The sequence below is a fragment of the Streptomyces sp. NPDC007264 genome, assembly GCF_042869095.1.
In the GTDB taxonomy this organism is placed as follows: domain Bacteria; phylum Actinomycetota; class Actinomycetes; order Streptomycetales; family Streptomycetaceae; genus Streptomyces.
In genome coordinates this window covers 98710-123859 of record NZ_JBIAFD010000020.1, presented here as the reverse complement: position 1 = coordinate 123859, position 25150 = coordinate 98710, and the positions used below count along the sequence as shown (strand labels likewise).

At 73.0% G+C, this 25150-nt stretch carries 19 protein-coding genes and 1 pseudogene; 8 read left to right on the top strand and 12 right to left on the bottom strand.

Features of this window, described 5'->3' with window-relative positions; all coding sequences use genetic code 11:
* Window positions 1–39 precede the first annotated feature (39 nt).
* Together ACFYMU_RS28605 and ACFYMU_RS28600 are read left to right on the top strand one after the other, a co-directional pair.
* Complete coding sequence (locus ACFYMU_RS28605; RefSeq protein WP_388379017.1) at window positions 40–1674, top strand: phytoene desaturase family protein; 1635 nt, start codon at window positions 40–42, stop codon at window positions 1672–1674.
* 223 nt (window positions 1675–1897) lie between these two features.
* Window positions 1898–2884 (top strand): zinc-dependent alcohol dehydrogenase family protein, encoded by a 987-nt coding sequence (locus ACFYMU_RS28600; RefSeq protein WP_388379015.1) that lies wholly within the window; start codon window positions 1898–1900, stop codon window positions 2882–2884.
* Window positions 2885–2936: 52 nt separating this feature from the next.
* Here ACFYMU_RS28600 and ACFYMU_RS28595 read toward each other — a convergent pair whose 3' ends face one another.
* Entirely contained in the window at window positions 2937–3509 is a 573-nt protein-coding gene (locus ACFYMU_RS28595; protein WP_388379012.1) for a TetR/AcrR family transcriptional regulator, read from the bottom strand.
* Window positions 3510–3719: 210 nt separating this feature from the next.
* Between ACFYMU_RS28595 and lexA the strand changes: the two genes are divergently transcribed.
* Together lexA and ACFYMU_RS28585 are read left to right on the top strand one after the other, a co-directional pair.
* Window positions 3720–4394: a transcriptional repressor LexA gene (gene lexA, locus ACFYMU_RS28590; RefSeq protein ID WP_388379009.1), complete on the top strand. Its 675-nt coding sequence runs from the start codon at window positions 3720–3722 to the stop codon at window positions 4392–4394.
* A gap of 109 nt (window positions 4395–4503) precedes the next feature.
* Entirely contained in the window at window positions 4504–5259 is a 756-nt protein-coding gene (locus tag ACFYMU_RS28585; protein WP_388379006.1) for an SOS response-associated peptidase, read from the top strand.
* A gap of 108 nt (window positions 5260–5367) precedes the next feature.
* On the opposite strand, the gene ACFYMU_RS28580 is transcribed toward ACFYMU_RS28585, so the two are convergent.
* The 9 genes and pseudogenes from ACFYMU_RS28580 to ACFYMU_RS28540 all read right to left on the bottom strand — a co-directional run.
* Window positions 5368–6021 (bottom strand): adenylate kinase, encoded by a 654-nt coding sequence (locus tag ACFYMU_RS28580; RefSeq protein ID WP_388379003.1) that lies wholly within the window; start codon window positions 6019–6021, stop codon window positions 5368–5370.
* A gap of 18 nt (window positions 6022–6039) precedes the next feature.
* On the bottom strand, window positions 6040–7998 hold the full coding sequence (gene acs, locus ACFYMU_RS28575) for an acetate--CoA ligase (RefSeq protein ID WP_388379000.1): 1959 nt from the start codon (window positions 7996–7998) through the stop codon (window positions 6040–6042).
* Window positions 7999–8041: 43 nt separating this feature from the next.
* Complete coding sequence (locus tag ACFYMU_RS28570; protein ID WP_388378998.1) at window positions 8042–8686, bottom strand: acetate uptake transporter; 645 nt, start codon at window positions 8684–8686, stop codon at window positions 8042–8044.
* A gap of 244 nt (window positions 8687–8930) precedes the next feature.
* The gene (locus tag ACFYMU_RS28565) at window positions 8931–10532 is read right to left on the bottom strand and encodes a cation acetate symporter (RefSeq protein ID WP_388378995.1); all 1602 of its coding nucleotides are present in this window, start codon (window positions 10530–10532) and stop codon (window positions 8931–8933) included.
* Window positions 10529–10903 (bottom strand): hypothetical protein, encoded by a 375-nt coding sequence (locus tag ACFYMU_RS28560; RefSeq protein ID WP_388378992.1) that lies wholly within the window; start codon window positions 10901–10903, stop codon window positions 10529–10531. Before ACFYMU_RS28560 ends, ACFYMU_RS28565 begins: the two co-directional genes overlap by 4 nt.
* Complete coding sequence (locus ACFYMU_RS28555) at window positions 10896–11720, bottom strand: LytR/AlgR family response regulator transcription factor (protein WP_388378989.1); 825 nt, start codon at window positions 11718–11720, stop codon at window positions 10896–10898. The genes ACFYMU_RS28560 and ACFYMU_RS28555 overlap by 8 nt, the downstream gene beginning before the upstream one ends.
* 82 nt (window positions 11721–11802) lie before the next feature.
* Complete coding sequence (locus ACFYMU_RS28550) at window positions 11803–13056, bottom strand: sensor histidine kinase (protein WP_388379054.1); 1254 nt, start codon at window positions 13054–13056, stop codon at window positions 11803–11805.
* Window positions 13053–13418, bottom strand: a complete 366-nt coding sequence (locus ACFYMU_RS28545) for an ATP-binding protein (protein WP_388379052.1) — start codon at window positions 13416–13418, stop codon at window positions 13053–13055. The genes ACFYMU_RS28550 and ACFYMU_RS28545 overlap by 4 nt, the downstream gene beginning before the upstream one ends.
* Window positions 13419–13530: 112 nt before the next feature.
* Window positions 13531–14754: pseudogene (locus ACFYMU_RS28540) on the bottom strand (PP2C family protein-serine/threonine phosphatase); the annotation flags it as partial.
* Between the two features lie 157 nt (window positions 14755–14911).
* On the opposite strand from ACFYMU_RS28540, the gene ACFYMU_RS28535 reads away from it, so the two are divergent.
* The 4 genes from ACFYMU_RS28535 to ACFYMU_RS28520 all read left to right on the top strand — a co-directional run bounded on the left by ACFYMU_RS28535 (window position 14912) and on the right by ACFYMU_RS28520 (window position 21123).
* The gene (locus ACFYMU_RS28535; RefSeq protein WP_388379049.1) at window positions 14912–15880 is read left to right on the top strand and encodes a hypothetical protein; all 969 of its coding nucleotides are present in this window, start codon (window positions 14912–14914) and stop codon (window positions 15878–15880) included.
* 193 nt (window positions 15881–16073) lie between these two features.
* A complete protein-coding gene (locus ACFYMU_RS28530; RefSeq protein WP_388378986.1) occupies window positions 16074–18833 on the top strand; it encodes a SpoIIE family protein phosphatase in 2760 nt (919 codons plus the stop codon).
* A 307-nt stretch (window positions 18834–19140) separates the two neighbouring features.
* Entirely contained in the window at window positions 19141–20292 is a 1152-nt protein-coding gene (locus ACFYMU_RS28525) for a glutathione-independent formaldehyde dehydrogenase (protein WP_388378983.1), read from the top strand.
* 93 nt (window positions 20293–20385) lie between these two features.
* Window positions 20386–21123: an MBL fold metallo-hydrolase gene (locus ACFYMU_RS28520; protein WP_388378981.1), complete on the top strand. Its 738-nt coding sequence runs from the start codon at window positions 20386–20388 to the stop codon at window positions 21121–21123.
* Window positions 21124–21214: 91 nt separating this feature from the next.
* On the opposite strand, the gene ACFYMU_RS28515 is transcribed toward ACFYMU_RS28520, so the two are convergent.
* The gene (locus tag ACFYMU_RS28515) at window positions 21215–23389 is read right to left on the bottom strand and encodes a SpoIIE family protein phosphatase (RefSeq protein WP_388378978.1); all 2175 of its coding nucleotides are present in this window, start codon (window positions 23387–23389) and stop codon (window positions 21215–21217) included.
* Window positions 23390–23643: 254 nt separating this feature from the next.
* Entirely contained in the window at window positions 23644–24921 is a 1278-nt protein-coding gene (locus ACFYMU_RS28510; RefSeq protein WP_388378975.1) for an MFS transporter, read from the bottom strand.
* Window positions 24922–25150 lie beyond the last annotated feature (229 nt).

Below are 25150 nucleotides of genomic sequence, written 5' to 3'. Positions count from 1 at the left end.
GCCGCGTCACGACCGCGGGCGAGGACGGAGGAGGCGGCGATGCCGGACGCTGTGGTGGTCGGCGCGGGCCCCAACGGGCTGGTCGCGGCGAATCTGCTGGCCGACGCGGGCTGGCGCGTGGTCGTGCTCGAGGAGCAGCCCGAACCCGGCGGCGCGGTGCGCCACGACCGAGGGGTCGATCCCGATTTCGTGAGCGACGTCTTCAGCGCCTTCTATCCCTTCGCGGCCGCCTCCCCGGTGCTGGCCGGACTCCGGCTGGAGGACCACGGACTGCGCTGGAGCCACGCACCCTCCGTGGTGGCCCATCCGCTGACCGACGGCAGGTGCGCCGTCCTCGACCGGCGGATCGAGACCACCGCCCGCTCCCTGGACGCCTTCGCCCCGGGAGACGGCCTCGTCTGGCGCCGGCTGTACGGGGTGTGGGAACGCCTGGGCCCGGATCTCCTGGACGCCGTGTTCACCCCGTTCCCACCGGTCAGGGCGGCGGCCCGGCTCGGCCTGCGGCTCCGGGGCGCGGGCGGGCTGCGCCTGGCGCGCACCATGCTGCTGCCCGTACGGCGGCTGGGGGACGAGGAGTTCGAAGGGGAGGGCGGCCGGCTGCTCCTCGCCGGGAACGCGCTGCACGCCGATCTCGCGCCGGAAGCCACGGCCAGCGGGGGATTCGGCTGGCTGATGTCCATGCTCGGACAGACCTACGGCTTTCCCGTGCCGGTCGGCGGATCCGGCGCCCTGACCGCGGCGCTCACCCGGCGGCTGCTGGCGCACGGCGGGGACCTGCGCTGCGGCCGTCGCGTCGGCCGCGTCGTCATCCGCGACGGACGAGCCGTGGGCGTACGCACCACCGACGGCGAGCTGGTCGCCGCACGGCGCGCCGTCCTCGCGGACGTCTCCGCGCCCGCCCTGTACGGCGAACTCGTCGGTCCCGAACATCTTCCGCCCCAGGTGCTGGCCGATCTCCGGCGCTTCGAGTGGGACTTCGCCACCTTCAAGGTGGACTGGGCGCTGGACGGACCCGTGCCCTGGCGGGCCGCGGAGGCGGCTCGGGCGGGCACCGTCCACCTGGCCGACGGCGTCGACGAACTCACCCGGTTCGCCGCGCAGATCGCCATGCGGCAGGTCCCGGACCGGCCCTTCGCCCTGTTCGGCCAGATGACGACCGCCGACCCGTCGCGCTCACCCCGGGGCACCGAGTCCGCCTGGGCCTACACCCACGTCCCGCACGTCATCACGGCCGACGCCGCGGACGAGGGCCTGACGGGCGCCTGGGACGCCGCGGAACAGGAGGGGATGGCCGACCGCATCGAGCGGCAGGTGGAACGCTTCGCCCCGGGCTTCCGGGCCCTGATCCGCGCCCGCCGCATCCTGGCCCCGCCGACCTTGCAGGCGCTGAACAGCAATCTGCACGGAGGCGCCATCAACGGCGGCACCACGGCCGTCCACCAACAGCTCGTCTTCCGTCCGTTCCCGAGCACCGGACGCGCCGAGACCCCGGTGGGCAACCTCCTGCTCGCCTCGGCGGCGGCCCATCCCGGCGGAGGAGTCCACGGAGCCCCGGGCGCCCATGCGGCACGGGCGGCGCTGCGGCGGTGTCTGCCCCCGGGGCTGACCCGCGCCCAGCGCCTGCTGGCCCGGCGCGACAGATCGGGTGCCCTGTCCGACGACGACGGCGCGTGACGAGCGATCCGCCGAGCGGTGATCCGGCGACAGACCGATCCGGCGATCCGTGATCCGGCGATCCGTGATCCAGGCAATCCGTGATCCGGCCTCACCGCGGACGTTTGCCGCCCTTAATCGAACGTACTAGTCTGTTTGATTAAGAGGGTGGCATGCCCACGGCCACCGTCGCGACCCATGAGGCGCCGGCATGACGCACGGCGCAGAGAGAAGAGGCATCGTCATGCGTGCAGTAGTTCTGGAGCGGTTCGGCGGCCCGCTGGTCCTCGCCCAGGTCAAGGACCCGGTCCCGGGCCCGGGGCAGGTGCTGGTGCGGGTCAGGGCCAGCGGTGTGAACCCTCTGGACACCAAGATCCGCGCGGGCGGGGCCGCCCATGCGCAGAGCCGCCTGCCCGCGGTGCTGGGCCTGGATCTGGCCGGCGTGGTGGAAGAGACCGGCCCGGACGTCACGGGCTTCGCGCCGGGCGACGAGGTCTACGGGCTCACCGGTGGCGTGGGCGCCCTGCAGGGCTCGCTCGCCGAGTTCGCGGCCGTGGACGCCAGGCTGCTCGCGCCCAAGCCGGCCTCCCTGACGCCGCGTGAAGCGGCGGCGCTGCCGCTCGTGGTCGTCACCGCCTGGGAGGGCCTGGTCGACCGCGCCGGTGTCCACGCGGGGCAGAAGGTCCTGGTCCACGGCGGAGCCGGCGGGATCGGCCATGTCGCCGTCCAGATCGCCCGCGCCCGTGGCGCCGAGGTCTTCGCGACGGGATCCGCGGCGAGCCTGGACGCCATTCGGCGGCTGGGTGCCACCGCGATCGACTACACCGCCACGGCGGTCGAGGACTACGTCGCGGAGCACACCGGGGGCGAGGGCTTCGACATCGTCTTCGACACCGTCGGCGGCGCGACGCTCGACGCGTCCTTCGCCGCGGTCCGCACCTACACCGGTCATGTCGTCAGTGCCCTGGGCTGGGGCAGCCACAGCCTCGCCCCGCTGTCGTTCCGGGGTGCCACCTACTCCGGCGTCTTCACGCTGCTGCCCATGCTCACGGGCCGCGGCCGGGAGCACCACGGCGACATCCTGCGCGAGGCCGCGGCGCTCGCCGACGAGGGAGCGCTCAAGCCGCTCCTCGACCCACGGCACTTCACCTTCTCCACCGTCATGGACGCCCACGCCGCCGTGGAGAGCGGCACCGCCGAGGGCAAGGTCGTCATCGACGTCGAGGAGTGAGGGCGCGGGGCGGCGGGGGCGCCTGGCGGCGGGCGTGGGCCGCGCGGCGCGATCAGGTGTGGTCGGCGACCAGAAGCCGTGCCGCGGACTTCGCCTCCTCGACGACCGTGCGGTCCTGCAGCAGCCGGCCGGACGCCAGGGCGCCGTCGATCAGCAGGCCGATGTGCCGGGCGAGCGCCGCGGGGTTCCCGGCCCCCGCCGCGGCGCTCAGCTCGGTCAGCCACGCCTGACGGCGCCGGGTGTGCTCGAGGGTGATCGCCCGGGCCTCCGAGTCCGGACCGGCCTCGACCGCCGCGCTGACGAAGGGGCACCCGAAGAAGCCGTGACGCTCGAAAGCGGCCGTCAGCGCGTCGAACAGCCCGACGAGCCGGTCCCGCGGGTCGTCACCCGCGGCCGCGGCGGCGCTCTGCAACTGCGCCGTCCAGGAGTCGTCGGTCCTGCGCAGATACGCCGCGACGAGCTCCTCCTTGGTGCGGAAGTGCACGTACAGCGTCGACTTCGCGACGCCCGAGGCCTCGATGACCTGGTCGATGCCCACTCCGCGAAGCCCGTTGGCGTAGAACAGCTCGGCCGCCGCGGTGAGGATCCTCTCCACGGACTTCGTCTTCCGGACCTGAGTCACCATGACTGCCTCCCTAATCGAACATACCAGTACGGCCGATCAGGGCGGGCGGCGGCAGGTCGCCCGCGGGACCGGTCCGGCCGACGGCCGGCCAGGGCATCGGCGGCGACGCCCGCCGTCGCCCCCGAGACCCTGATTTCCCGCACTCCGTTCCGCCGGTGAGCGGCGACGGGTTAAGGTCACGTTCGCGAGATCTTGACGGAAGGGCCGGGAATGACGAACAGCCAGCCAGTACGCCGGGGCCGGCCGCCGGGCATCCGCACCGTCGAGGGGGAGCTGACCCGACGCCAGGAGGACATCGTCCGGTTCATCACGGACACCGTCCGGCGACAGGGCTACCCGCCGTCGATGCGGGAGATCGGGCAGGCGGTGGACCTCGCGAGCACCTCCTCCGTGGCCCACCAGTTGATGGTGCTGGAGCGCAAGGGCGTCCTGTACCGCGACCCCAACCGGCCGCGCGCCTACCAGGTGCGGCCCTCCTGGGCCCCCGACCTCGACTCCCGTGCGGAGCCGCCGGCCGAAGTGCCACTGGTCGGGCGGATCGCCGCCGGCGCGCCCCTGCTCGCGGAAGAGATGGTCGAGGACGTCTACCTGCTGCCGCGTCAGATCGTCGGCGAGGGGGAGCTGTTCGCCCTGACCGTGTCCGGCGACAGCATGATCGACGCGGCGATCTGCGACGGCGACATCGTCACCGTGCGCCGCCAGGACAGCGCCGACCACGGCGACATCGTCGCGGCCCTCCTGGACGACGAGGCCACCGTCAAACAGCTGCGCCGCCAGGACGGCCGGGTGTGGCTGATGCCCCGCAACCCGGCGTACGAGCCGATCCCCGGCGAACGGGCGATCGTGCTCGGCAAGGTGGTGGGCGTCCTGCGCCGGCTGCCCTGAGCGGACCGGTCCCGGCCGTCGTGCGGGCCCGCCGGCCGCCCCCGCCGACACGGGCGGTGAAGGCCGCCGCCGGGCGAGCGGCCCACCCGCACCGTGGCACAGTGACGGTATGTGCGGCCGCTACGTCTCCACCCGCAGCCCCGAGGACCTGGTCCGGCTCTTCCACGTCACGGACTGGCACCCGGAGGAGGCGTTGGCGCCGAGCTGGAACGTGGCCCCGACCGACGACGTGTGGGCCGTCCTGGAGCGCGCCCCGCGGCATGCGGGCGGCACGTCCCCGGCGCGCCGGCAGTTGCGGTCGGTGCGCTGGGGCCTGGTGCCGTCCTGGGCGAAGGACACGAAGATCGGTGCCCGGCTGGTCAATGCGCGGGTCGAGACCGTGCACGAGAAGCCCGCCTTCCGTCGGGCCTTCGCCGGACGCCGCTGCCTGCTGCCGGCCGACGGCTTCTACGAGTGGCAGCAGATCACGGCGCCGGACACGGGAAAGGCCCGCGAGCAGACCCGCAAGCAGCCCTATTTCATCCACCCCGAGGACGGGCAGGTGATGGCGCTCGCCGGGCTGTACGAGTACTGGCGCGACCCGGCGGTCGAACGGGACGACGACCCCGCCGCCTGGCTGATGACGTGCACCGTCATCACCACCGAGGCCACCGACGCGGCCGGCCGTATCCATCCGCGCATGCCGCTCGCCCTCGCCCCGGACCACTACGACGCCTGGCTCGACCCCGGCCACCGGGACCCCGGGGAACTCCGCGCGCTGCTGGCGCCGCCCGCGGACGGCCACCTGGACGCGCGGCCGGTCTCCACGGCCGTCAACAGCGTCCGCAACAACGGCCCCCAGCTCCTGGAGGAGGCCGCGCCGTGAGGGTGTGCATGCGGGCGGGGGGCCGGTTCCTGCCTCCGGCCCCCCGCCCGCGACGCCGCGACGGGCTGCCCTTCGTCGCGCAGCCGGTCGCGGCGGGTCATGGCGCGCCTACGGCGTCATCAGCGACAGCGCCGCGCACATCCGGTCGGTGACCTCGGAAACCGCCCCCAGGGCGTCCACACGGAGCAGCAGGCCCCGGTCCGCGTACCACTGCAGCAGCGGGACGGTCTGCTCGGCGTAGACGGCGAGGCGGCGCAGAACCGTCTCCTCGGTGTCGTCGGCGCGCCGGGTCAGTTCGTTCCCGCACTCGTCGCACTGCCCCGGCACACGGGGCGGGGAGAACACCATGTGCACGGTCGTCCCGCAGCCCGAGCAGATCCGCCGCCCCGTCAGCCGCTGCACGATCTCGTCGTCCGGCATGTCGAAGGCGAGCACCGCGTCCAGCGCCGTCTCGCCCTCGGCCAGGGACTCCTCGAGGAGTTCGGCCTGGCGTACGGTCCGGGGGAAGCCGTCGAGCAGGAAGCCCGCCGCCGCGTCCGGCTCACCCAGGCGGTGGGTGACCATGGTCGTGGTCAGCTCGTCGGGCACCAGCTCCCCGGCGTCCGTGTGCTGCTTGGCGAGCTGCCCGAGCGGGGTGCCCTCGCGGATCTCGGCACGCAGCAGGTCGCCGCTGGAGATGGCCGGTACGGACAGCCGTTCGGTGAGGAACCGGGCCTGGGTGCCCTTGCCCGCTCCCGGCGGGCCGATCAGAACGATACGCATGTCTCTTCGTGTTCCTGGTCAGTCTTCCGCCGACGCGGCGGGAAGGTTCGTCTGGATCAGATCCATGACGGTGGAGTCGGTGAGGGTGGTGACGTCGCCCAGTTCGCGGTTCTCGGCGACATCGCGCAGCAGGCGGCGCATGATCTTGCCGGACCGGGTCTTGGGCAGTTCGGCGACGGTCAGGATCCGCTTGGGCTTGGCGATCGGGCCGAGGGTGGCGCCGACGTGGTCGCGCAGTTCGGCGACCAGCTTGTCGTCCTCGGACGCGGTGCCGCGCAGGATCACGAAGGCGACGATGGCCTGGCCGGTGGTCTCGTCGGCGGCGCCGACGACCGCCGCTTCGGCGACCGCGGGGTGCGAGACCAGGGCGGACTCGACCTCGGTGGTGGAGATGTTGTGGCCGGAGACGAGCATGACGTCGTCGACGCGTCCCAGGAGCCAGATGTCGCCGTCGTCGTCCTTCTTGGCGCCGTCGCCGGCGAAGTACTTGCCCTGGAAGCGGGACCAGTAGGTGTCGATGAAGCGCTGGTCGTCGCCCCAGATGGTGCGCAGCATGGAGGGCCAGGGCTCGGTGAGGACGAGGTAGCCGCCGCCTCCGTCGGGCACCTCGTTGGCCTCGTCGTCGACGACGGTGGCGCAGATGCCCGGCAGCGGCCGCTGGGCGGAGCCCGGCTTGGTCTCGGTGACGCCCGGCAGCGGCGAGATCATCATCGCGCCGGTCTCCGTCTGCCACCACGTGTCCACGATCGGGCAGCGACCGCCGCCGATGTGCTCGCGGTACCAGACCCAGGCCTCGGGGTTGATCGGCTCGCCGACGGAGCCGAGCACCCGGAGGGAGGACAGGTCGAACTTCGCGGGGATGTCGTCGCCCCACTTCATGAACGTGCGGATGGCCGTGGGGGCCGTGTACAGGATGGTGACCCCGTACTTCTGCACGATCTCCCAGAACCGGCCCTGGTGGGGGGTGTCGGGGGTGCCCTCGTACATGACCTGCGTGGCGCCGTTGGCCAGCGGGCCGTAGACGATGTAGGAGTGGCCGGTGACCCAGCCGATGTCCGCGGTGCACCAGTAGACGTCGGTCTCGGGCTTGAGGTCGAAGACCGCGTGGTGGGTGTAGGCCGCCTGGGTGAGGTAGCCGCCCGAGGTGTGCAGGATGCCCTTGGGCTTCCCCGTCGTCCCGGACGTGTACAGGATGAACAGCGGCTGCTCGGCGGGGAACGCCTCCGGCGTGTGGTCCGCCGACTGGCTCCCCACGGCTTCGTGCCACCACAGGTCGCGGCCCTCGGTCCAGGCGACCTCCTGGCCCGTGCGGCGCACGACGAGCACGTGCTGCACGCTCTCCACGCGCTCGAGGGCCTCGTCGACGGCCGGCTTGAGCGCGGACGGCTTGCCGCGACGGTAGCCGCCGTCGGAGGTGATGACGACCTTGGCGTCGGCGTCCTGGATCCGAGCCGTGATGGCGTCGACGGAGAAGCCGCCGAAGACCACGGAGTGCGCGGCGCCGATGCGGGCGCAGGCCAGCATCGCGATCGCGGCCTCGGGGATCATCGGCATGTAGATCGCGACCCGGTCGCCCGTGCCGACACCCATTCCCGCCAGGGCGTTGGCCGCTTTGGAGACCTCGTCCTTGAGCTCGGCGTAGGTGATGGCGCGGCTGTCGCCGGGCTCACCCTCGAAGTGGATCGCGACGCGGTCGCCGTTGCCGGCCTCGACGTGCCGGTCGACGCAGTTGTACGCGACGTTGAGCGTGCCGTCCTTGAACCACTTGGCGAACGGCGGGTTCGACCAGTCCAGCGTCTCGGTCGGTTCGGTGGCCCAGGTCAGCCGCCGGGCCTGCTCGGCCCAGAAACCGAGCCGGTCCTCGGCGGCCTGCTGGTACGCCTTCCCGGTGACGTTGGCGGCGGCGGCCAGCTCGGCGGGCGGTGCGAACCGCCGCTCCTCCTTCAGCAGGTTGGCCAGGGTCTCGTTGCTGCTCATGTGGGACTCCCTCGTGGTCGATCGGACGGTCGGCGGGTGCGGATCAGGCCGAGAACGGCCACGTCGGCAGGGACGCGTTCTTCCAGGTGTTGTTGGCCACACCGGCGAACGAGCCGTACCAGGCGAGCAGCGCGGTGAGCAGACCGCACCAGCCGCCGATGTGGATCAGGGAGGTCTGCTGGGCCAGCTGTCCGGCGGTGAGCAGCACGAACGTCACGCTCAGGACCGAGAAGACGGCGAGCAGAAGACCGCTGATCCGGGTGGTGACGACCGTCATGAAGACGGTGAAGATCGTCCAGCCCAGCAGGAACAGACCCGTCGCCTGGTGGGCGTGGGCCGGCACCAGGTGGGGGGCGATGAACTTGACGTAGGCCGCGAAGGAGAGCCAGAAGGCGCCGTACGAGGTGAACGCCACGGCACCGAAGGTGTTGTTCTTACGGAACTCCCACATGCCGGCGAGGACCTGGGCGAAGCCGCCGTAGAACAGCGCGAGCGGCAGCACCACGGCCTCCAGCGTCATGTCCGCGATCAGGCCCGCGTTGAAGCAGGAGAGGACGAAGGTGGTGAGCGCGAATCCCGCCAGGCCCAGCGGACCCGGGTCGGCGATCGGCGGGTGCGACGGCGCCTTGGCGGCGGGGGCGTCGACAGTGAGCGGTCGGTCGATGACGGGCGTCTGCAGCTGGGTCACGGTGCTCTCCTTGGGTCGAGGGGCGTACCCCGGCACGGGGCGGGAGGTACGGGGGCCACTGAAACGGGCGGTGGCCGACGGCGCCGTGCGCAACGACCGCGCACCGGCTCGGGGTTGAGGAACCGTGTGCGCGGCGGTCTGTGCACGAGCGCGCGGACGGTCCCGGTGCCACTCCCGGTCGGGAGCACGGCTCGGCTGCCGGGCGTTCCGCGGCGACTCGCTCTGGCGGGTTACTGTGCGGCACTCACGGGCCCGGCCGGGAGCCCCCTGGCGGTACTTGTCGGTCAGTGGTGCCGGCGGCGCGACGGACGGCTGCGGTCCCGGGACGAGTGGTCGCCTCCCGCCGCCGAGTGGTCGCCCCGGCCGGAGCCGCCAGTTCCTCCGGCACGTGCAGGCGGGCCAGCATCATCGACGCCCCCGCGGGCACCCGGGCGCGCGTGGCGAGGGACACGCCCACCATGGTCAGGAACGCCGCCGGTACGCTCCAGGCGGCGGGTTCGGCGAGCAGGGTCCCGATCCAGCCCGGCCCGCCCGCCCCGAGCAGCGTGACGGTGGCGGCGGCCAGCGCCAGCCCACCGCCGACCAGCATCCCGGCGACGGCCCCGGGCGCGGTGAGGCGCCGCCACCAGATCCCGAGCACCAGCAGGGGACAGAACGTGGAGGCGGCCACCGAGAAGATCAGGCCGATCTCGTGGGCCACCGAGACACCGCTCTCGGACAGCAGCAGGGCGATCGCGCAGGGCGCGACCACGGCCACCGCGGAAGCCTTGCGGAAGCCCCGTACGTCCCCGCCGACGACGTCCTGGGAGAGCACGGCGGCCACCGACAGGGCCAGCCCGGAACAGGTCGACAGGAAGGCGGCGAAGGCGCCCGCGACCACCAGTGCCGTCAGCAGCTGCCCCGCGACGCCCGGCACCAGCCGCCCCGGCAGCAGCAGCACCACGGTGTCCGCCCGGTTCGCCTCGGCCAGGCCCGGTGCGAACAGCCGCCCGAGTCCGCCGTACACCTCGGGCAGCAGGTAGAAGACACCCAGCAGACCGAGCACGCCGACCGTGGTGCGGCGGGCGCCGCGGCCGTCCGGGTTGGTGTAGAAGCGGGCGATCACGTGCGGCAGCCCCATCGCCCCGAGGAAGGTGGCGACCATCAGCGAGTACAGGGTGTACAGCCCTCGCCCGCCGTCGTTCCGCACGGGAGGGCCGTGCGCGGCGGCGACGGCCGAGGTGCCCGACGGGTGCCAGGCGCCGCGCCAGACGAGCAGCAGGACGATCGCCGGGACCGCGAGCGCGGCCAGCTTCAGCCAGAACTGGAACGCCTGGACCAGGGTGACACTGCGCATGCCGCCGGCGATCACGCTCACCAGGACCACCACCGACACCAGCACGGCGCCCGCCCACGGGGGTGCGCCGAGCGTGGTGTGCAGCGCCAGGCCGGCGCCCTGCAGCTGCGGCACCTGGTAGAGCCACCCGATGACCACGACGAACACCGTGGCCACCCGCCGTACGCCCAGCGAGCCGAGGCGCGCCTCGGCGAAGTCGGAGACGGTGTACGCTCCCGACCGGCGCAGTGGCGCGGCCACCAGGACGAGCAGGACCAGATAGCCGCCCGTGTACCCGATGCCGTACCAGAGCATGGTGCTCCCGTACGCCACCACCAGCCCGGCGATGCCCAGGTAGGAGGCGGCCGAGAGGTACTCGCCGCTGATGGCGGCGGCGTTCCGCAGCGGTGAGACCGTGCGGGAGGCGACGTAGAAGTCCGAGGTGGACCGGGATCTGAGGCCGTAGCCGCCGACGGCGACGGTCGCGAGCACGACCAGCAGTACGGCGGTCAGGTTCTGGGGTGTGCTCATGAGCGGTGGACGTTCTCCGCGAAGTCTCGTTCGTTGCGTTCGGCCCGCCGTACGTAGCCGGCTCCGGCGGCCACCAGCAGTGCGTACACCGGCAGCCCGAGGATCAGCCACGGCAGGCCCACGCCCCACAGGCGTCCCTCGCGCAGCACCGGCACGTACGCGAGCAGCGGCGGCAGACAGGCCAGCGGCAGGCAGACGGCGGCGCAGATCAGCAGTCCCAGCCGGAGCTGGGCGCGGATCAGCGCCTTCACGTACACCTCGCCGAGCGCCGTCTGCTCGTGCACGTCCCGCACCACGGAGTGCCGCAGCCCCGGGCGGGCGGCCTGGGTGCGCGGATGGGTGACGCTCACCCGGCGCGGCAGCTCAGCCATCCGCGGCCTTTCCGGGTGGGGACGACGGGGACAGCAGCAGCTCGCGCAGCTTGCGGCTGCTGCGGCGGCTGACCGGCAGCACGGTGCCCGCCACGCGCACCGACAGCCGCCCCGCGTCGGTCAGCAGTTCCTCGATGTGCTCGGTCGCGACGAGGTGGCGGCGGTGCACCCGTACGAATCCGGCGTTCTGCCACTCGTCCTCCAGCGTCGACAGCGGCACGCGCAGCAGATGGCTGCCGGAGGCGAGGTGCAGGCGTACGTAGTCGCCGCACGCCTCGACGTGCCGCACCTCGGAACGCTGGATGAACCGCGTCACACCGGACAGCTCGACGGGGATCACCTGGTCGTCGGAGGCCGCCGCCGTGGGCGTGGGCGTGGGCGAGGCGGTGAGAGCCGGAGGCCGCGCGACGGGGGTCTCCCGGTCCGGACGGCCCGGTCCCGGCTGCCGCTCGGCGATCCGCCGCACGGTCTCGGCGAGCCGGTCGGAGCGGACGGGTTTGAGCAGGTAGTCGAGGGCCCGCACCTCGAAGGCCGGCACCGCGAAGTCGTCGTACGCGGTCACGAACACCACCGGTGGCGGCTCGGCGAACCGGGAGAGGACCCTCGCCACGTCGAGGCCGTCGAGCCCGGGCATGCGGACGTCGAGGAAGACCGCGTCCATGGCGCGGTTCTCCTCCAGCGCGCGGTCCATCGCCCGCAGTGCGGCGGCTCCGTCCGCGGCGGACTCCACCGGTCCGACCCCCGGGATCAGCCCGAGGAGGTAGACCAGCTCGTCGAGTGCGTGCGGCTCGTCATCGGCCACCAGAAAGCGCAGCATTATGTGAGTGTGGACATTCTTCGCACATTCGGTCAATCCACTAAGGGGTGTGGGGTTTGTCACACATGTGAGAACAGGGTGCTCACTTGAGCGTATCGGGTCGGCCGGTCACACGGTCCGCGCCGACGGCGGGCGCCGACACGCCCGCCCGGTACTTGGGCACCCGCATGCGCACCCGGGTCCCCGCTCCCGGCGCGGTCTCGATCACCAGCCCGTACGCATCGCCGTACACCTGGCGCAGCCGGGCGTCCACGTTTCCGAGCCCGATCCCGCCCGACCCCGTGGCACCGGACATCCCCGTTCCGCCCGCCGCCAGGATGCGCCGCAGCTTCTCGGGATCCATCCCGACCCCGTCGTCCTCGACGGTGATGTGCGCCTCGGCACCCGCGTCCCCCGCGATCACGGTGATCTGCCCCGGTCCGGGCTTGCCCTCGAAACCGTGCCGCACCGCGTTCTCGACCAGGGGCTGCACACACAGGAAGGGCACCGCCACCGGCAGCACCTCCGGCGCGGCCTGCACGTCGACGCGCAGCCGGTTCCCGAAGCGTGCCTGCTCCAGCAGCAGATACTGGCCGATCGAGCGGAACTCCTCCGCCAGCGTGGTGAACTCTCCGTGCCGGCGGAAGGAGTAGCGCGTGAAGTCCGCGAACTCCAGCAGCAGTTCGCGGGCGCGCTCGGGATCGGTGCGGACGAACGACGCGATCGCCGTCAGCGCGTTGCACGAGAAGTGCGGGGAGATCTGCGCGCGCAGCGCACGCAGCTCCGCCTCCACCAGGCGGGTACGGGAACGGTGCAGTTCCGCGAGTTCCAGCTGACCGGAGGTCCAGCGGGCCACCTCGCCGGTCGCCCGGACCAGCCCCGCCGACACTCCCGGGGCGTACGCGAGCAGCGCACCCTCGACCCGGTCCTCCACGACCAGCGGCGCCACGACGGCCTCCCTGACCTCGCAGCGCGCCTGTCCGCACCACACCCGGTCGGCCTTGACCACGGCCGTCCTGCCGCCCGCGAGCACCTCCGCCGCCAGGTCCACGACCTGTGCGGCGTGGTGCTTGCGGGCACCGTCCCAGGTCAGCACCCGCTCCGTGTCCGTGATGGCCAGCGCGGGAACGCCGAGCAGCTCGCGCAGATGCCGCGCGGCCGCGCCGGCCGACGACTCCGTCAGCCCACCGCGCAGTGCCGGTGCCGCCAGAGACGCACGGTGCAGCGCCTCGAAGGCGGCCTGCCCGGCCCGCCCGTCGAATCCTGGGTGGCGGCGCAGCCATCTGCGCTGCCGGAATATGCCCGCCATGCCGGACACGGTAACGCGACGGCGGGGCGGCGCGGCGGACGGTGTCATATGCCGGAGGCGGGAGGGGGATCGTCGGCGACGCGCGCGGGCAGTGGCTGCTCGGTCCAGATCGTCTTGCCGCGGCGGGTGTGGCGGGTGCCCCAGCGTTCGGTGAGCCGGGCGACCAGCAGCAGCCCGCGGCCGCCCTCGTCGGTGGTGTGCGGATGCCGCAGATGGGGGGCCGATGTGCCGGCGTCGGTGACCTCGCAGATCAGGGAGCCGTCGCGGATCAGCCGCACCTGGATCGTGCCCTGGGCGTAGCGGATGGCGTTGGTCACCAGCTCGCTGACGACCATCTCCGTCGTGAACACGAGATCGGACAGTCCCCAGCTGGCGAGCCGGCGGTCGGCCAGGGTGCGCGCGGTGGCCACGATCGCGGGATCGCTGGGGAAGGTCCAGGAGGCGACCTCGTCCTCGCGCAGGGCGCGCGTGCGCGCGATCACGAGCACCACGTCCTCCTCGGGGTCGTGCGGACAGCTCGGAGTAGATCACCGCGTCGCATGCCTCCCTGACGTTCGTGTGCGGCTGGGCGAGGATGCGCCGCAGCCGCTCGACCCCTGCCGGGGCGGGCCGGCCGACGAGGCCCTGGGTGTAGAGGGCGATCAGGCTTCCCTCGGGCAGGTGCGTCTCCCAGGTCTCGAACGGCAGGCCGTTGCCGCCCAGCGGCGAGCCGGCGGGCGCGCCGGCCGGCTGCGTACGTCCGTCGGGCTGGGTGAGGAGCGGGGCGGGATGCCCGGCCCGGGCCACGTCGAGACGCCGGCTCACGGGGTCGTAGACGGCGTACACACAGGTGGCGGTGGTGGGCGGGCCGTCGAGCGGTTCGGTGTCGGGGACCGCCCGGCTCTCCTCGGCGAGCTGGACCATCAGGTCGTCGAGGTGCGCCAGCACCTCCTCCGGGGCCAGGTCCAGCGCGGCCAGGCTGTGGGTCGCCGCGCGCAGTCGGCCCATGGTGGCCACGGCGCGCATGCCCTGGCCCGCCACGTCCCCCACCGCGAGCGCGACCCGCGCGCCGGACAGCGGGATGACGTCGTACCAGAGCCCGCCGGCGTGCCCCGGCAGGTAGCTGAACGCCGCCTCGACGGCGTGCTGGGCGGGAGGGCTTCCCGGCTGGACGAAGTCGATGACCGGCTCACCGGTGCGCAGGACGTGCCGCAGCTGCCGCTCGGCGGCCTCGGTCACCACGGTGGGCGCGACATCGCGGACCCGCCGGCCGACGACGTCCTCGTCGCGGACCCCGCGCATGCCGGGCGAGGCGGTGTTGAACCGCACCACCCGGAGGTCGGTGTCGAGGACGTGCAGCCCGAACGGCGACTCGCTCAGCAGCGCGTCGAGCACCGCCCGGTCGAAGTCGACCGGCTCCGTGCCCTGAGCGCGGCCGAGGTGGACCGTCCAGGTCACGGGACCCTCCGCGTCGATCTGCGGGTACATCCGCCACTCGGTCTCCACCGCGAGACCGGAACGGTCGCGCAGGCGCACCCGGTTGCCGCCGCGGACGGGCGGGGTCTGCCGGGCGACCGGTCCGGCGGCCGGGTCGGGCCGGACGAGCAGCGACGACAGCGGCCGGCCCGCCATCTCCTCGGGCGCGTGGCCCAGCAGGGCCTCGGTCTGCTCGCTCCACTCGGTGATCACGCCCGCGGAGTCCAGGAGGATCCCCGCCGGGGTCACCGGTGCGCCGCCGCCGTCCGGCCCCTTGTCCGGAGTGGTCATGGCGGCCCTCCCTTCGCCGGAGGTGTGCGTCGCCTGCTCGGGTACCCACCACCCGGACCCTCAGCCCTCGCGTGTTCGAATTATCGTTCGATAATGTGGGTGACGGGAGGTGGATGCCGTGACCGCGGACACGACGAGGGACGACGTGTCGACCGTGATGCATGTGCGCTGCCCCGACCGCCTGCCCGAGGACGTCTTCCGGCAGATCCTGGAACAGCTGACGGAGCTGTCCCCGGTCGTCCAGGCCCTACCGCCGTCGGCGGCCCTGGTGGAGCTGAAGGGCGCGCTGCGCTATCACGGCGTCGGCGCACGCCGGCTGGGGGAGATGCTGCGGGTGCGGACCATCTCCCGGCTGGGCGTGGACGTCCGCGTCGGGATCGGGCCGACCATCACGGTCGCGGCCACCGCCTCCGGCCGGATCCGGCCCCCGGGAGGCGTCCTCGCCGTCGAGCCCGGCGATGTCGCCGAGTGGCTGGGGTCCCTGCCCGTCGAGGCCCTGTACGGCATCGGTCCCCGCCAGGCCGGGATCCTGCGGGAGTACGGCGTCCACACCGTCGGCCTGCTCGCCGCAGTGCCCCCGGCCACCGTGCAGCGCCTGCTGGGCGGCCGGGCCGGCCGCCTGGCCGCCGACCGGGCCCGCGGCATCGACCCCCGGCCCGTCGTGCCCCGTGCCCTTCCCGCCTCCGCCGTGGTCCGCTGCGACTTTCCCCGGCACACCCTTGACGGCGCCACGGTCCGCGCGGCCCTGCTGGATCTCGTGGTCCGGCTGGGGCGGCTGCTGCGCCGCCGGGGCCAGGCGGTCCGCGGGCTGACGCTGACGCTGCGGTTCGCCGGGGGCGCGCGCTGGGAGAAGACGCGCCGCCTGGAACGGCCCTCGGCGCACGACGACGATCTGCGCGTGCCGGCCTACCGGTTGATGGACGCGGCGGCCCTGCAGCGCGGCCGGCTCACCGGCATCGAGCTGAAGGGCGAGGACCTGGTCGACGCCGGACAGGTCGCCGAACAGCTCAGTCTGGATCACGCCCGCGAGGCCCGGCTGGCCGCCGAAGAGGTCAGCGACCGCATCAGGGACAAGTTCGGGCCCGGCGTGATCGGCCCGGCCGGTACGTTCCGCGACGTCTCCTGACCGGCGGGTGGAAGACGGTGAGGGGCGTTGCCGTGGGGGCAGGCCGCGGCTGAACCGCGGCCTGCTGCTCTTCCCTTGAAGCCGGCGGTGCGGATGTGACCCGTGGGGCCCGTGGGAAAGAAATCCCCCACCGGGAACCGGTCATCGGGTCAGGCCGTGGCCACCCGGGATCAACCAGTGCTAGAAATGGGGCATGGCGGACCATTTCGTCCGGTTTCGACGCGTATCGCTGCGGTCACTGATCGGAAAGAGCCCGCGAAGCGTTGCCGGGCAGGTGTTCGCCCTCCAGGTGGCGCTGGTGGTGCTGCTCGTGGCGTGCGCCGTCTTCGCCCTGGTGCTGCAGTCCCAGCGGGACACCAGCGCCGAGGCCAGACGGCGTTCCATAGCCGTGGCGCAGACCTTCGCGCACGCACCGGGCGTCGTGGCGGCCCTGAAGACCCCGGAGCCGTCGAAGATCCTCCAGCCGCTCACCGAGGTCGGGCGCACGTCCGCGGGTGTCGACTTCATCGTCGTCATGGACACCAAGGGCATCCGTTACACCCATCCCCTGCCCAGCCGGATCGGCAAGCGGTTCGTGGGCAGGATCGGCCCGTCGCTGCAGGGGAAGGTCTACACCGAGAGCGTCCACGGCCCGCTCGGCCACGAGGTGCAGGCCACCGTTCCCATCAGGAACGAGAAGGGCAGGATCGTGGCCCTGGTCTCCGCCGGTCTGAAGGTCAAGAACGTCACCAACCAGGTGGACCGGCAACTCCCCATCATCCTGGCCGCCGGGGGCGGCGCGCTCGTGGTCGCCACCGGCGGGACCGCACTGGTGGGCAGACGGCTGCGCCGGCAGACCCACAGCCTGGCTCCCGAAGAGATGGCCCGCATGTACGAGCACCACGACGCGGTGCTCCACGCCGTGCGGGAAGGCGTGCTCATCATCGGGGACGACGGGCGGCTCCTGCTGGCGAACGACGAGGCCAGGCGGCTGCTGGAGCTTCCGCAGAACGCCGAGGGGCGGCATGTGTGGGAGCTGTCGGACCTCGACCCCGAGACGGTGGCGCTGCTCGCGTCCGGACGCGAGGCCACCGACGAGGTGCACTTCGCCGGGGAGCGGCTGCTTGCGGTCAACCAGCGCCCCACGGACCGCGACGGAGGCCCCAAAGGAACGGTGGTGACGCTGCGCGACTCCACCGAACTGCAGGCCGTGTCCGGCAGGGCGGAGGTCGCACGTGAGCGGCTCAAGCTGCTCTACGACGCGGGACTGGGCATCGGCACCACCCTCGACGTGATCCGCACCGCCGACGAGCTGGCACACGTCGCCGTCCCCCGCTTCGCCGACTTCGTCACCGTGGACCTGCCCGACGCCGTCCTGCACGGCGAGGAGCCGCCCGGCGCGGGGACGGCCATGCGCCGTACCGCCGTGTACGGGGTCCACGACGACCACCCGCTCTACGAGAAGGGCCGGCTGATCCACTTCCTGCCCTCCACGCCGCAGGCGCGCGGCTACGGAAGCGGGAAGTCCGAGCTGGTGCCCGACCTGTCGACCGCCACCGGCTGGCACGCACAGGACCCGGAGCGCACCAAGGCGATCCTGGAGTACGGCATCCACTCGCTCATCGCCGCCCCGATCCGGGCCCGCGGCGTCGTGCTGGGCTTGGCCAACTTCTACCGCTCCGAGCAGCACGACCCGTTCGACGAGGAGGAGCAGTCGCTGGCCGAGGAACTGGTGGCCCGGGCCGCGGTCAGCATCGACAACGCCCGCCGGTACACCCGCGAGCACGCCCTGGCCGTGACACTCCAGCGCAGCCTGCTGCCGCGGGCCCTGCCCGAGCAGAGCGCCCTCGACGTCGGCTACCGCTACATCCCCGCGCAGTCGGGCGTGAGCGGGGACTGGTTCGACGTGATTCCCCTGCCCGGGAGCCGGGTGGCGCTGGCCGTCGGCGATGTCGTCGGGCACGGTCTCCACGCCGCCGCCACCATGGGCCGGCTGCGGACGGCGGTGCACAACTTCTCCACGCTCGACCTGCCCCCCGATGAACTGCTGAGCCATCTCGACGACTTGGTCGGCCGGATCGACCAGGACGAGTCGACCACGGAGGGCGCCGCCGGCGTGGTGGGCGCCACCTGCCTGTACGCGATCTACGACCCCGTGACGCGCCGCTGCGCCATGGCGCGCGCCGGCCACCTGGCGCCCGCGCTGGTGTCCCCCGACGGAAGCGTCACCTTCCCCGACCTCCCGGCCGGGCCGCCGCTCGGCCTCGGCGGCATGCCGTTCCAGACGGCCGAGCTGGACCTCGCGGAGGGCACCCAGCTCGTCCTCTACACCGACGGCCTGATCGAGGACCGCACGCGCGACCTCGATGTGGGCATGGAACTGCTGCGCGGCGCGCTCGCGGGCCATCCCGACCGGCCGCCGGAAGACAGCTGCCAGGCCGTGGTGGAGGCACTGCTGCCCGGGCGGCCCACGGACGACGTCGCCCTGCTGATCGCCCGCACGCAGGGGCTGCCGCCCGAGCGGATCGCCGACTGGGACGTGCCGTTCGACCCGGCGGCCGTCGCGGGGATGCGCGTCGTCCTGTCCGAACGACTCGACGAGTGGGGCCTGACGGAGCTGGGCTTCAGCATGGAGCTCGTCCTGAGCGAACTCATCACCAACGCCCTCCGCTACGGCACGGAGCCGATCCACGTACGGCTGATCCACGACCGCGCCCTGATCTGCGAGGTGTCCGACGGCAGCAGCACCTCACCGCACCTGCGCTACGCGGCGACCACCGACGAGGGGGGCCGCGGTCTGTTCCTGGTGTCGCAGATGACCGAGCGCTGGGGCACCCGGTACACCCCCCAGGGCAAGGTGATCTGGGCCGAGCAGACGCTCCCCGAGGCAGCCGGGGAGCCCGCCCCGGCGCCACCGCACACGGGTGCGGCCCTGCTGGGCGTCCATGGAGCCGGGCCGCCGGCACCGGCGTGATCCGGCGACGGCCCGGCGAGCGGGAACGGCGAGCGGGCCCGGCGAGCGGGAACGGGACAGGGGAGCGGTCCGCCCGCCGCTCCGGTCGGCGAAGATCCGTGCACGGTGCGTCACTTGAGCCCGCACCCGGCGTAGGTTGCGGTCCGTGCCGTACCGGCGTTACCTGGAAGTACCGGCGGTGAAGCGAGCGGATCGGGGCCACGGCCCACAGACCGACGGCCCGAGTTCCGGCGTTCCCCTGTGTGTCCCCCGGTAGCGGCCCGGCCGTCGCCGCCGTCGTCCAGCGCTCGACGCGGAGGTGACCCAGGTGAAAGCCGTCGTCTACGAGAAGCCCTTCAACGTGGCCGTGAGGGACGTCGAAGACCCGCAGATCCAGCATCCCAACGACGTGCTGGTGCGGGTCACGTCGACCGCGATCTGCGGATCCGACCTGCACATGTACGAGGGCCGCACGGCGGCCGAGTCGGGCATCGTCTTCGGCCACGAGAACCTCGGCGTCGTCGAGGAGGTCGGGTCCGGAGTGACCTCCCTGACCCAGGGCGACCGGGTCGTGATGCCCTTCAACGTCGCGTGCGGATTCTGCAAGAACTGCCTCGCGGGGAAGACCGGTTTCTGCCTGACGGTCAATCCCGGCTTCGCCGGCGGAGCCTACGGGTACGTGGCGATGGGCCCGTTCACCGGCGGCCAGGCGGAGCGGCTGCGCGTGCCCTACGCCGACTTCAACTGCCTGAAGCTGCCGCCCGGTGACGAGTTCGAGACCGATTTCGTCCTGCTCGCCGACATCTTCCCGACGGGCTACCACGGATGTGAACTCGCCCAGGTGTCCCCCGGGGAGAGCGTGGCCGTCTTCGGCGCCGGACCGGTGGGGTTGATGGCCGCCTACTCGGCGCTGCTGCGCGGTGCGTCGAAGGTGTTCGTCGTCGACGGGGTGCCGGAGCGGCTCACCAAGGCCCGGGAGATCGGCGCCATTCCCATCGACTTCACGCAGGGCGACCCCGCCGAGCAGATCACGGAGCAGACGGGCGGGGAGGGCACCGACAAGGGCGTGGACGCCGTCGGCTACCAGGCCCAGGCCCACGACGCGAGCCACGAGGAACCCGCCGTCGTCCTCAACGCGCTCGTCGAGACGGTGCGGCCGACCGGCATGCTCGGCGTGCCGGGCCTGTACGTGCCCGCCGACCCGGGCGGTCCCGACGAGCACGCCAAGCACGGCCAACTCCTGGTCTCCATCGGGCGGATGTTCGAGAAGGGCCAGCAGATGGGCACCGGCCAGTGCAACGTCAAGCGGTACAACCGCCAGTTGCGCGACCTGATCATCGCCGGCCGTGCCAAGCCCAGCTTCGTGGTCTCCCACGAACTGCCGCTGGAACAGGCGCCGCAGGCGTACGAGAAGTTCGACAAGCGCGTCGAGGGCTACACCAAGGTGGTGCTGCACCCCGGTCACGCACTCGCGGCATGACAGACGGGCCCGGGCGCGCCCGCGCCCGGCCTCGGGCGGTGCCGGCGGTCGCCTGACGTGTCCGCCGGCACCGCCCGTGGCATCATGGGCCGGGTGCGGGGGCTGAGTGTGCTGGGAACGTGCGGGGCCTGGCCCGAGGCCGGGCGCGCCGCCAGCGGTTTCCTGCTCGACCACGACGGGTTCCGGCTGGTGCTGGACCTCGGCTACGCCACGCTGCCGCGACTGCTGGAGCGGTGCGCCGCCACCGACATCGACGCCGTCGTCATCACCCACGAGCACCCGGACCACTGCGCCGATCTGAGCGCCCTGTGCCGGGCTCTGCTCTTCGGTACCGGCCGGGCCGTGCCGGTGCCGCTGTACTGCACGCCCGGAGTGATCGGCCGGGTGCAGGCCATGGAGCCGACCGAGGACCTGCTCGACGTCTTCGACGTCCACACGCTCCCGGGCCGCCACCGGGTCGGCCCGTACGTGCTCGACGGCGCACCGCTTCCCCATCACGTTCCGCACGCCGGTGTGCGGCTGACCGCGCCGGGCCTGACCCTGGCCTACAGCGGGGACGCGGGCCCGGACCCGGTCCTCGGCCGACTCGCCGCCGAAGCGGACCTGTTCATCGCCGGGACGACGCTCCAGGACGGTGGCCCCGGCGGTGCGGATCCCCGCCTGATGAGCGCCGCGGACGCCGGAACCTGGGCCGACCGTGCGGGGGCCGGGCGTCTTGTCCTCACGCACTTCTGGCCCGGCAGCGACCGTGAACGCTCCGTCAGGGAGGCGCGCGGCACGTTCACCGGTGACGTCGTCGCGGCGGACGAGGGAATGGTGTTCGACGTCTGACGGCACGGGTGCCCGCGGTCCGGCGGCCCGGCTCGGAGGCGCGCCCCGGACCTTTGGGGACCTCGCTCGTCCGGCGGCGCTCCGGGGGACCTCAGACGGCGGTCACCACCAGCGCCGCCTGGTCGTCCCGGGACGTGTCGTCGGTGAAGGCGGTGACCGCCGTGGTGACGGATTCGAGCAGGGTGACGGCGCCCGGAGCGGCGGCGGGGAAGGTGGTGAGGGCGTCGGTGAGCCGTCCCTCGCCGAACTGCTCGCCCTGCGGGGACCGGGCCTCCGTGATGCCGTCCGTGACCAGGACCAGGCTGTCGCCCGGGCGCAGTTCGACGCGCGCGGGCGAGCCCACGCTCTCGCAGCCGATGCCCAGCAGCATGCCCGGTGGCACGAGCCGCTCCACGCTGCGGTCGGCGCGGCGCACGAGGGGCGGCACATGGCCCGCGCGCATCAGGCTCACGGCCAGACCTGAGGGGACGCGGCGCAGTTCGCCGTAGACGAGCGAGACGAACAGGTCCTGCCCGGCGGTGTGCTCCTCCAGGGCGTCGTTGATCGCGGCGACCACGGACACCGGGTCCTCCACCAGCCGGGCGACGGCGCGCGCCGTGTGGCGGACCATGCCGGTCGTGGTGGCGGCCACCGCGCCGTGGCCGCACACGTCGCCGATCATGACGGCCCAGCGGTCACCGGGCAGCGGGAAGACGTCGTAGAAGTCGCCGCCGACGTCGAGCCCCTCACCGGCCGGATGATAGGACGCCGCCAGAGCCGCACCCGGCACATGGGGCAGCTGCGGCGGCAGCAGGCCGGCCTGGAGGTCCTGGGCGAGCCGCACCCGGTAGGTGAACTGGCGGGCGTTGTCGGCGTTCAGGGCCGCCCTGCCGGCGAGTTCCTCGGCCAGGGCGACGACATGGCTGTCCGGGTCCCGGTCGACACCCAGTAGTGCCAGCACCCCGAAGGTGCAGCCGCGGGCCGTCAGCGGCACGCACATGTACCCGGTGCCGCGCCCGCCGGGCTCCGCTCCGGGGAAGGAGCCGAGGAGCCCCGTCTCCGTCGTGCCGGAGGCGATCACGCCGGCGACCGCGCGGTCCGCCTCGTCGTACCACCTCGACGCCGTCAGCAGGTCCTCGTCCGCGGGGCTCTCGGCCGCGAAGGCGATCCGCGTGCAGCGGCCGCCCTCCATCACGTAGACGGCGCACAGCGGTGCCAGTTCGGGGACGGTCAGGCGGGCCAGGCGCCGCAGACTGTCGGCGTAGTGCTGCTCGCGCGCGATGGCCGTGCTCGCGTCCAGGACGAAGGCCAGGTCCTCACGCGCCGCGTTCTCCCGCTCGCGCGCGGCGCGGCCGGCCGCCAGGGACTCGTGGCGCTCGATGGCCAGCGCCGCGATGCGGGTGAAGGCGGAACCGAGCGCCAGGTCCTTCGGCGTGGGCGTCCTCGGGGTGCGGTGGTACATGGCGAAGGTGCCCAGCAGCCGGCCGCCCGTGCCCAGGACCGGGGTGGACCAGCAGGCCGCGAGACCGGCCCGCTTCGCCACCGCCCGGTAGTCCTCCCACAGCGGGTCCGTGGCGATGTCGGCGGTGAACACCGGCGCGCGGCGGTACGCCGCCGTGCCGCAGGCGCCCACGCCCTCGGCGATCCTGATGCCGTCGATCGCCGCGTTGTAGAAGGCGGGCAGCCCCGGAGCGGCACCGTGCAGCAGCCGCCGCTGGTCGGGGTCGGTCAGCAGCACCGAGACGATCATCTCGGGGGAGAGGTCCTCGATGGCCTTGGCCATGCCGCCGAGGATCTCCTGGAGCGGGGCCTCCCGCACGATCTGTTCCAGCAGGGCGCGCTGCTCCGCGGCCAGCAACTGGGTGTCGCGGTAGGCGGTGGTGTCGACGGCGATCAACACCACACCGTCGATCCGGCCCATCGCGCTCCGCCGGGGTTCGCACGTCAGGTCGAAGAACCTCCCGTGCGCGCCTTCCCGCTCTCCGGGGATCAGCCGGCTGTCCCGGGCACGATGCGGAATGCCGGTGCGGTACACCTCTCCCAGGCGGGTGAGCAGCCCCTGCCGCGCGAGGTCGGGGATCAGTTCCGCGATCGGCACGCCGGTCTCCGCCCGGCCGCTGCCGACGAGGGCGAAGAAGGCCGAGTTCGCCGTTTCCACCACATGCCGGGGGCCGCCCAGCGAGGCGAAGATCACCGGTGCGGGTCCGAACAGCTCCGCCTCCGCCCGCCACCGCGGTGAGAGGGCGGTCGCACCGGCCGGACCTGACCTGGGGCCTACGGGCGTCACGGGCTGCCTCCCTCCCGCGGTCCTACCTTCACTGTCCCACTCCCGATGCATCGAAGGGAGTTTTGAGAAGTTTATTCCGATATCACGTCTGACGGGATGATGTGCACGACCACGCGGTCCGGGCCGCGATCCGCCCGGCGGCGCGCCGGCCGGTCCGCGCCAGCCGGTCCGGGTCGGCCGGTCCGCGCCGGCCGGTCCGGGTCGGCCGGATGCGGGCGGGACGCGGGGCACCGGGCCCGGCACCCGCCGGCCGGTCAGGCGGCCGGGCGCGGATCCGCCGTGCCCCGCAGCACCGGGGCGTTGCGCAGCCGCACGAAGGTGACCACCAGGGCCAGTGCCTGCAGCGCCGCGCACCCCGCGATCGCCCCGGTCAGATACGGCGCCGGGGTGAGGGCGACGACGACGCCGGCGAGAGGGAAGGGCAGCAGCAGGAGCAGGATGGTCAGGGAAAGGGTCGTGCCGAAGGCCGCGGGCGGAATGACCAGGGAGCGCACGGTCCGCAGGACGACCGTGAGCCCGCCGTCGCCGGCCATGAAGAGCGCCACGAGGACCGTGTAGGCGGTGTAGGAGGGAGCGTAGGGGAGTGCGAGGCAGGCCGCCGCGGCCACGGTCGAGCTGATGACGCCGACGCCCCACAGGCCCAGCCGGTTGAGGGCGAACCGGCAGCAGGTGATGGCGAGCAGCGTGGAAGCGGCGGCCGCCGACCAGAGGGTGCCGACGGCGGCCGGGGAGCGTCCGAAGCCCTCCACCACGATGACCGGGCTCCCCGACTGCAACAGGCCCAGGGCGAGGTTGGAGCAGGCCAGCCCGGCCACGAGCCGGCTCAGGACGGGCAGTGAGCGCAGCATTTCCCAGCCTTCCCGCAGCCCTCCGCTCTGCGGCTGTCCGCCCTGCTGCGCGGCGCGCAGCGGGGTGGGCGGGGTCTGCAGGGCGAGTCCGGCGGAGAGGAAGGACAGCAGGCTCAGACACGCGAGCATGCGGGTCGGCCCGGTCAGGAGGAGGACACCGCCCAGTGCCGGCCCGACGAGGGTGGCCGTCTGGTCGATGCCGATGAGCACCGACTGCACCTTGTGGGACCGGCCCTCCACCCGGCGGCTCACCACGGCGCCGACGGCTTCGTTGGCGATGAAGCTGAACTGGGTGAGCGTGCCGGTCACGGCCGCCAGCGCCATGACGGCGACGGTCTCCGCCGTTCCCCGGGGCAGCATCACCAGGACGACGGCGGCGGCCGCCACCAGCACGGCGCGCGCCAGGGAGGCGAGGAAGCACACGATCGCGGCGCCGCTCCGGTCCACCAGGCCCCCCGCCAGGCCGAACGCGGCCACCCGGGGTATCCACTCCAGTGCGAAGGCCAGGCCCGTCAGGGACGAGGAGCCCGTGGTCGCCAGCACCAGGAGCGGCATCGCGTAGGTCGACATGGAGAAGGCGAGCGCGTCGCAGGCACGGGGTGCGTAGACCCGTCGGAAGAGGCTGCCGGCGGGCACGGCGGCGTGGCGGCCGGCGGGTCGGCCGTCGTGGAGGGAGATGGTCACGGAGTGGGGGGCTTTCGTCGAGCGGCAGGGGGTGGACGCAGGCTCGGGAGTTGCTCAGGGCCCGGGGTGTGGCCTTCGTGCGTGAGGGAGTGCCGAACGGTGCGGCGGACGGGACGGCGGTGGGGGCGGCACGCCCATTTCAGTCATGGTCATGACATGCATATCGGCCATGGAACTCCGCTCGGAGGGGGAGGCGAAGACGGGTGAACGGGCACGCCGATACGCCTGT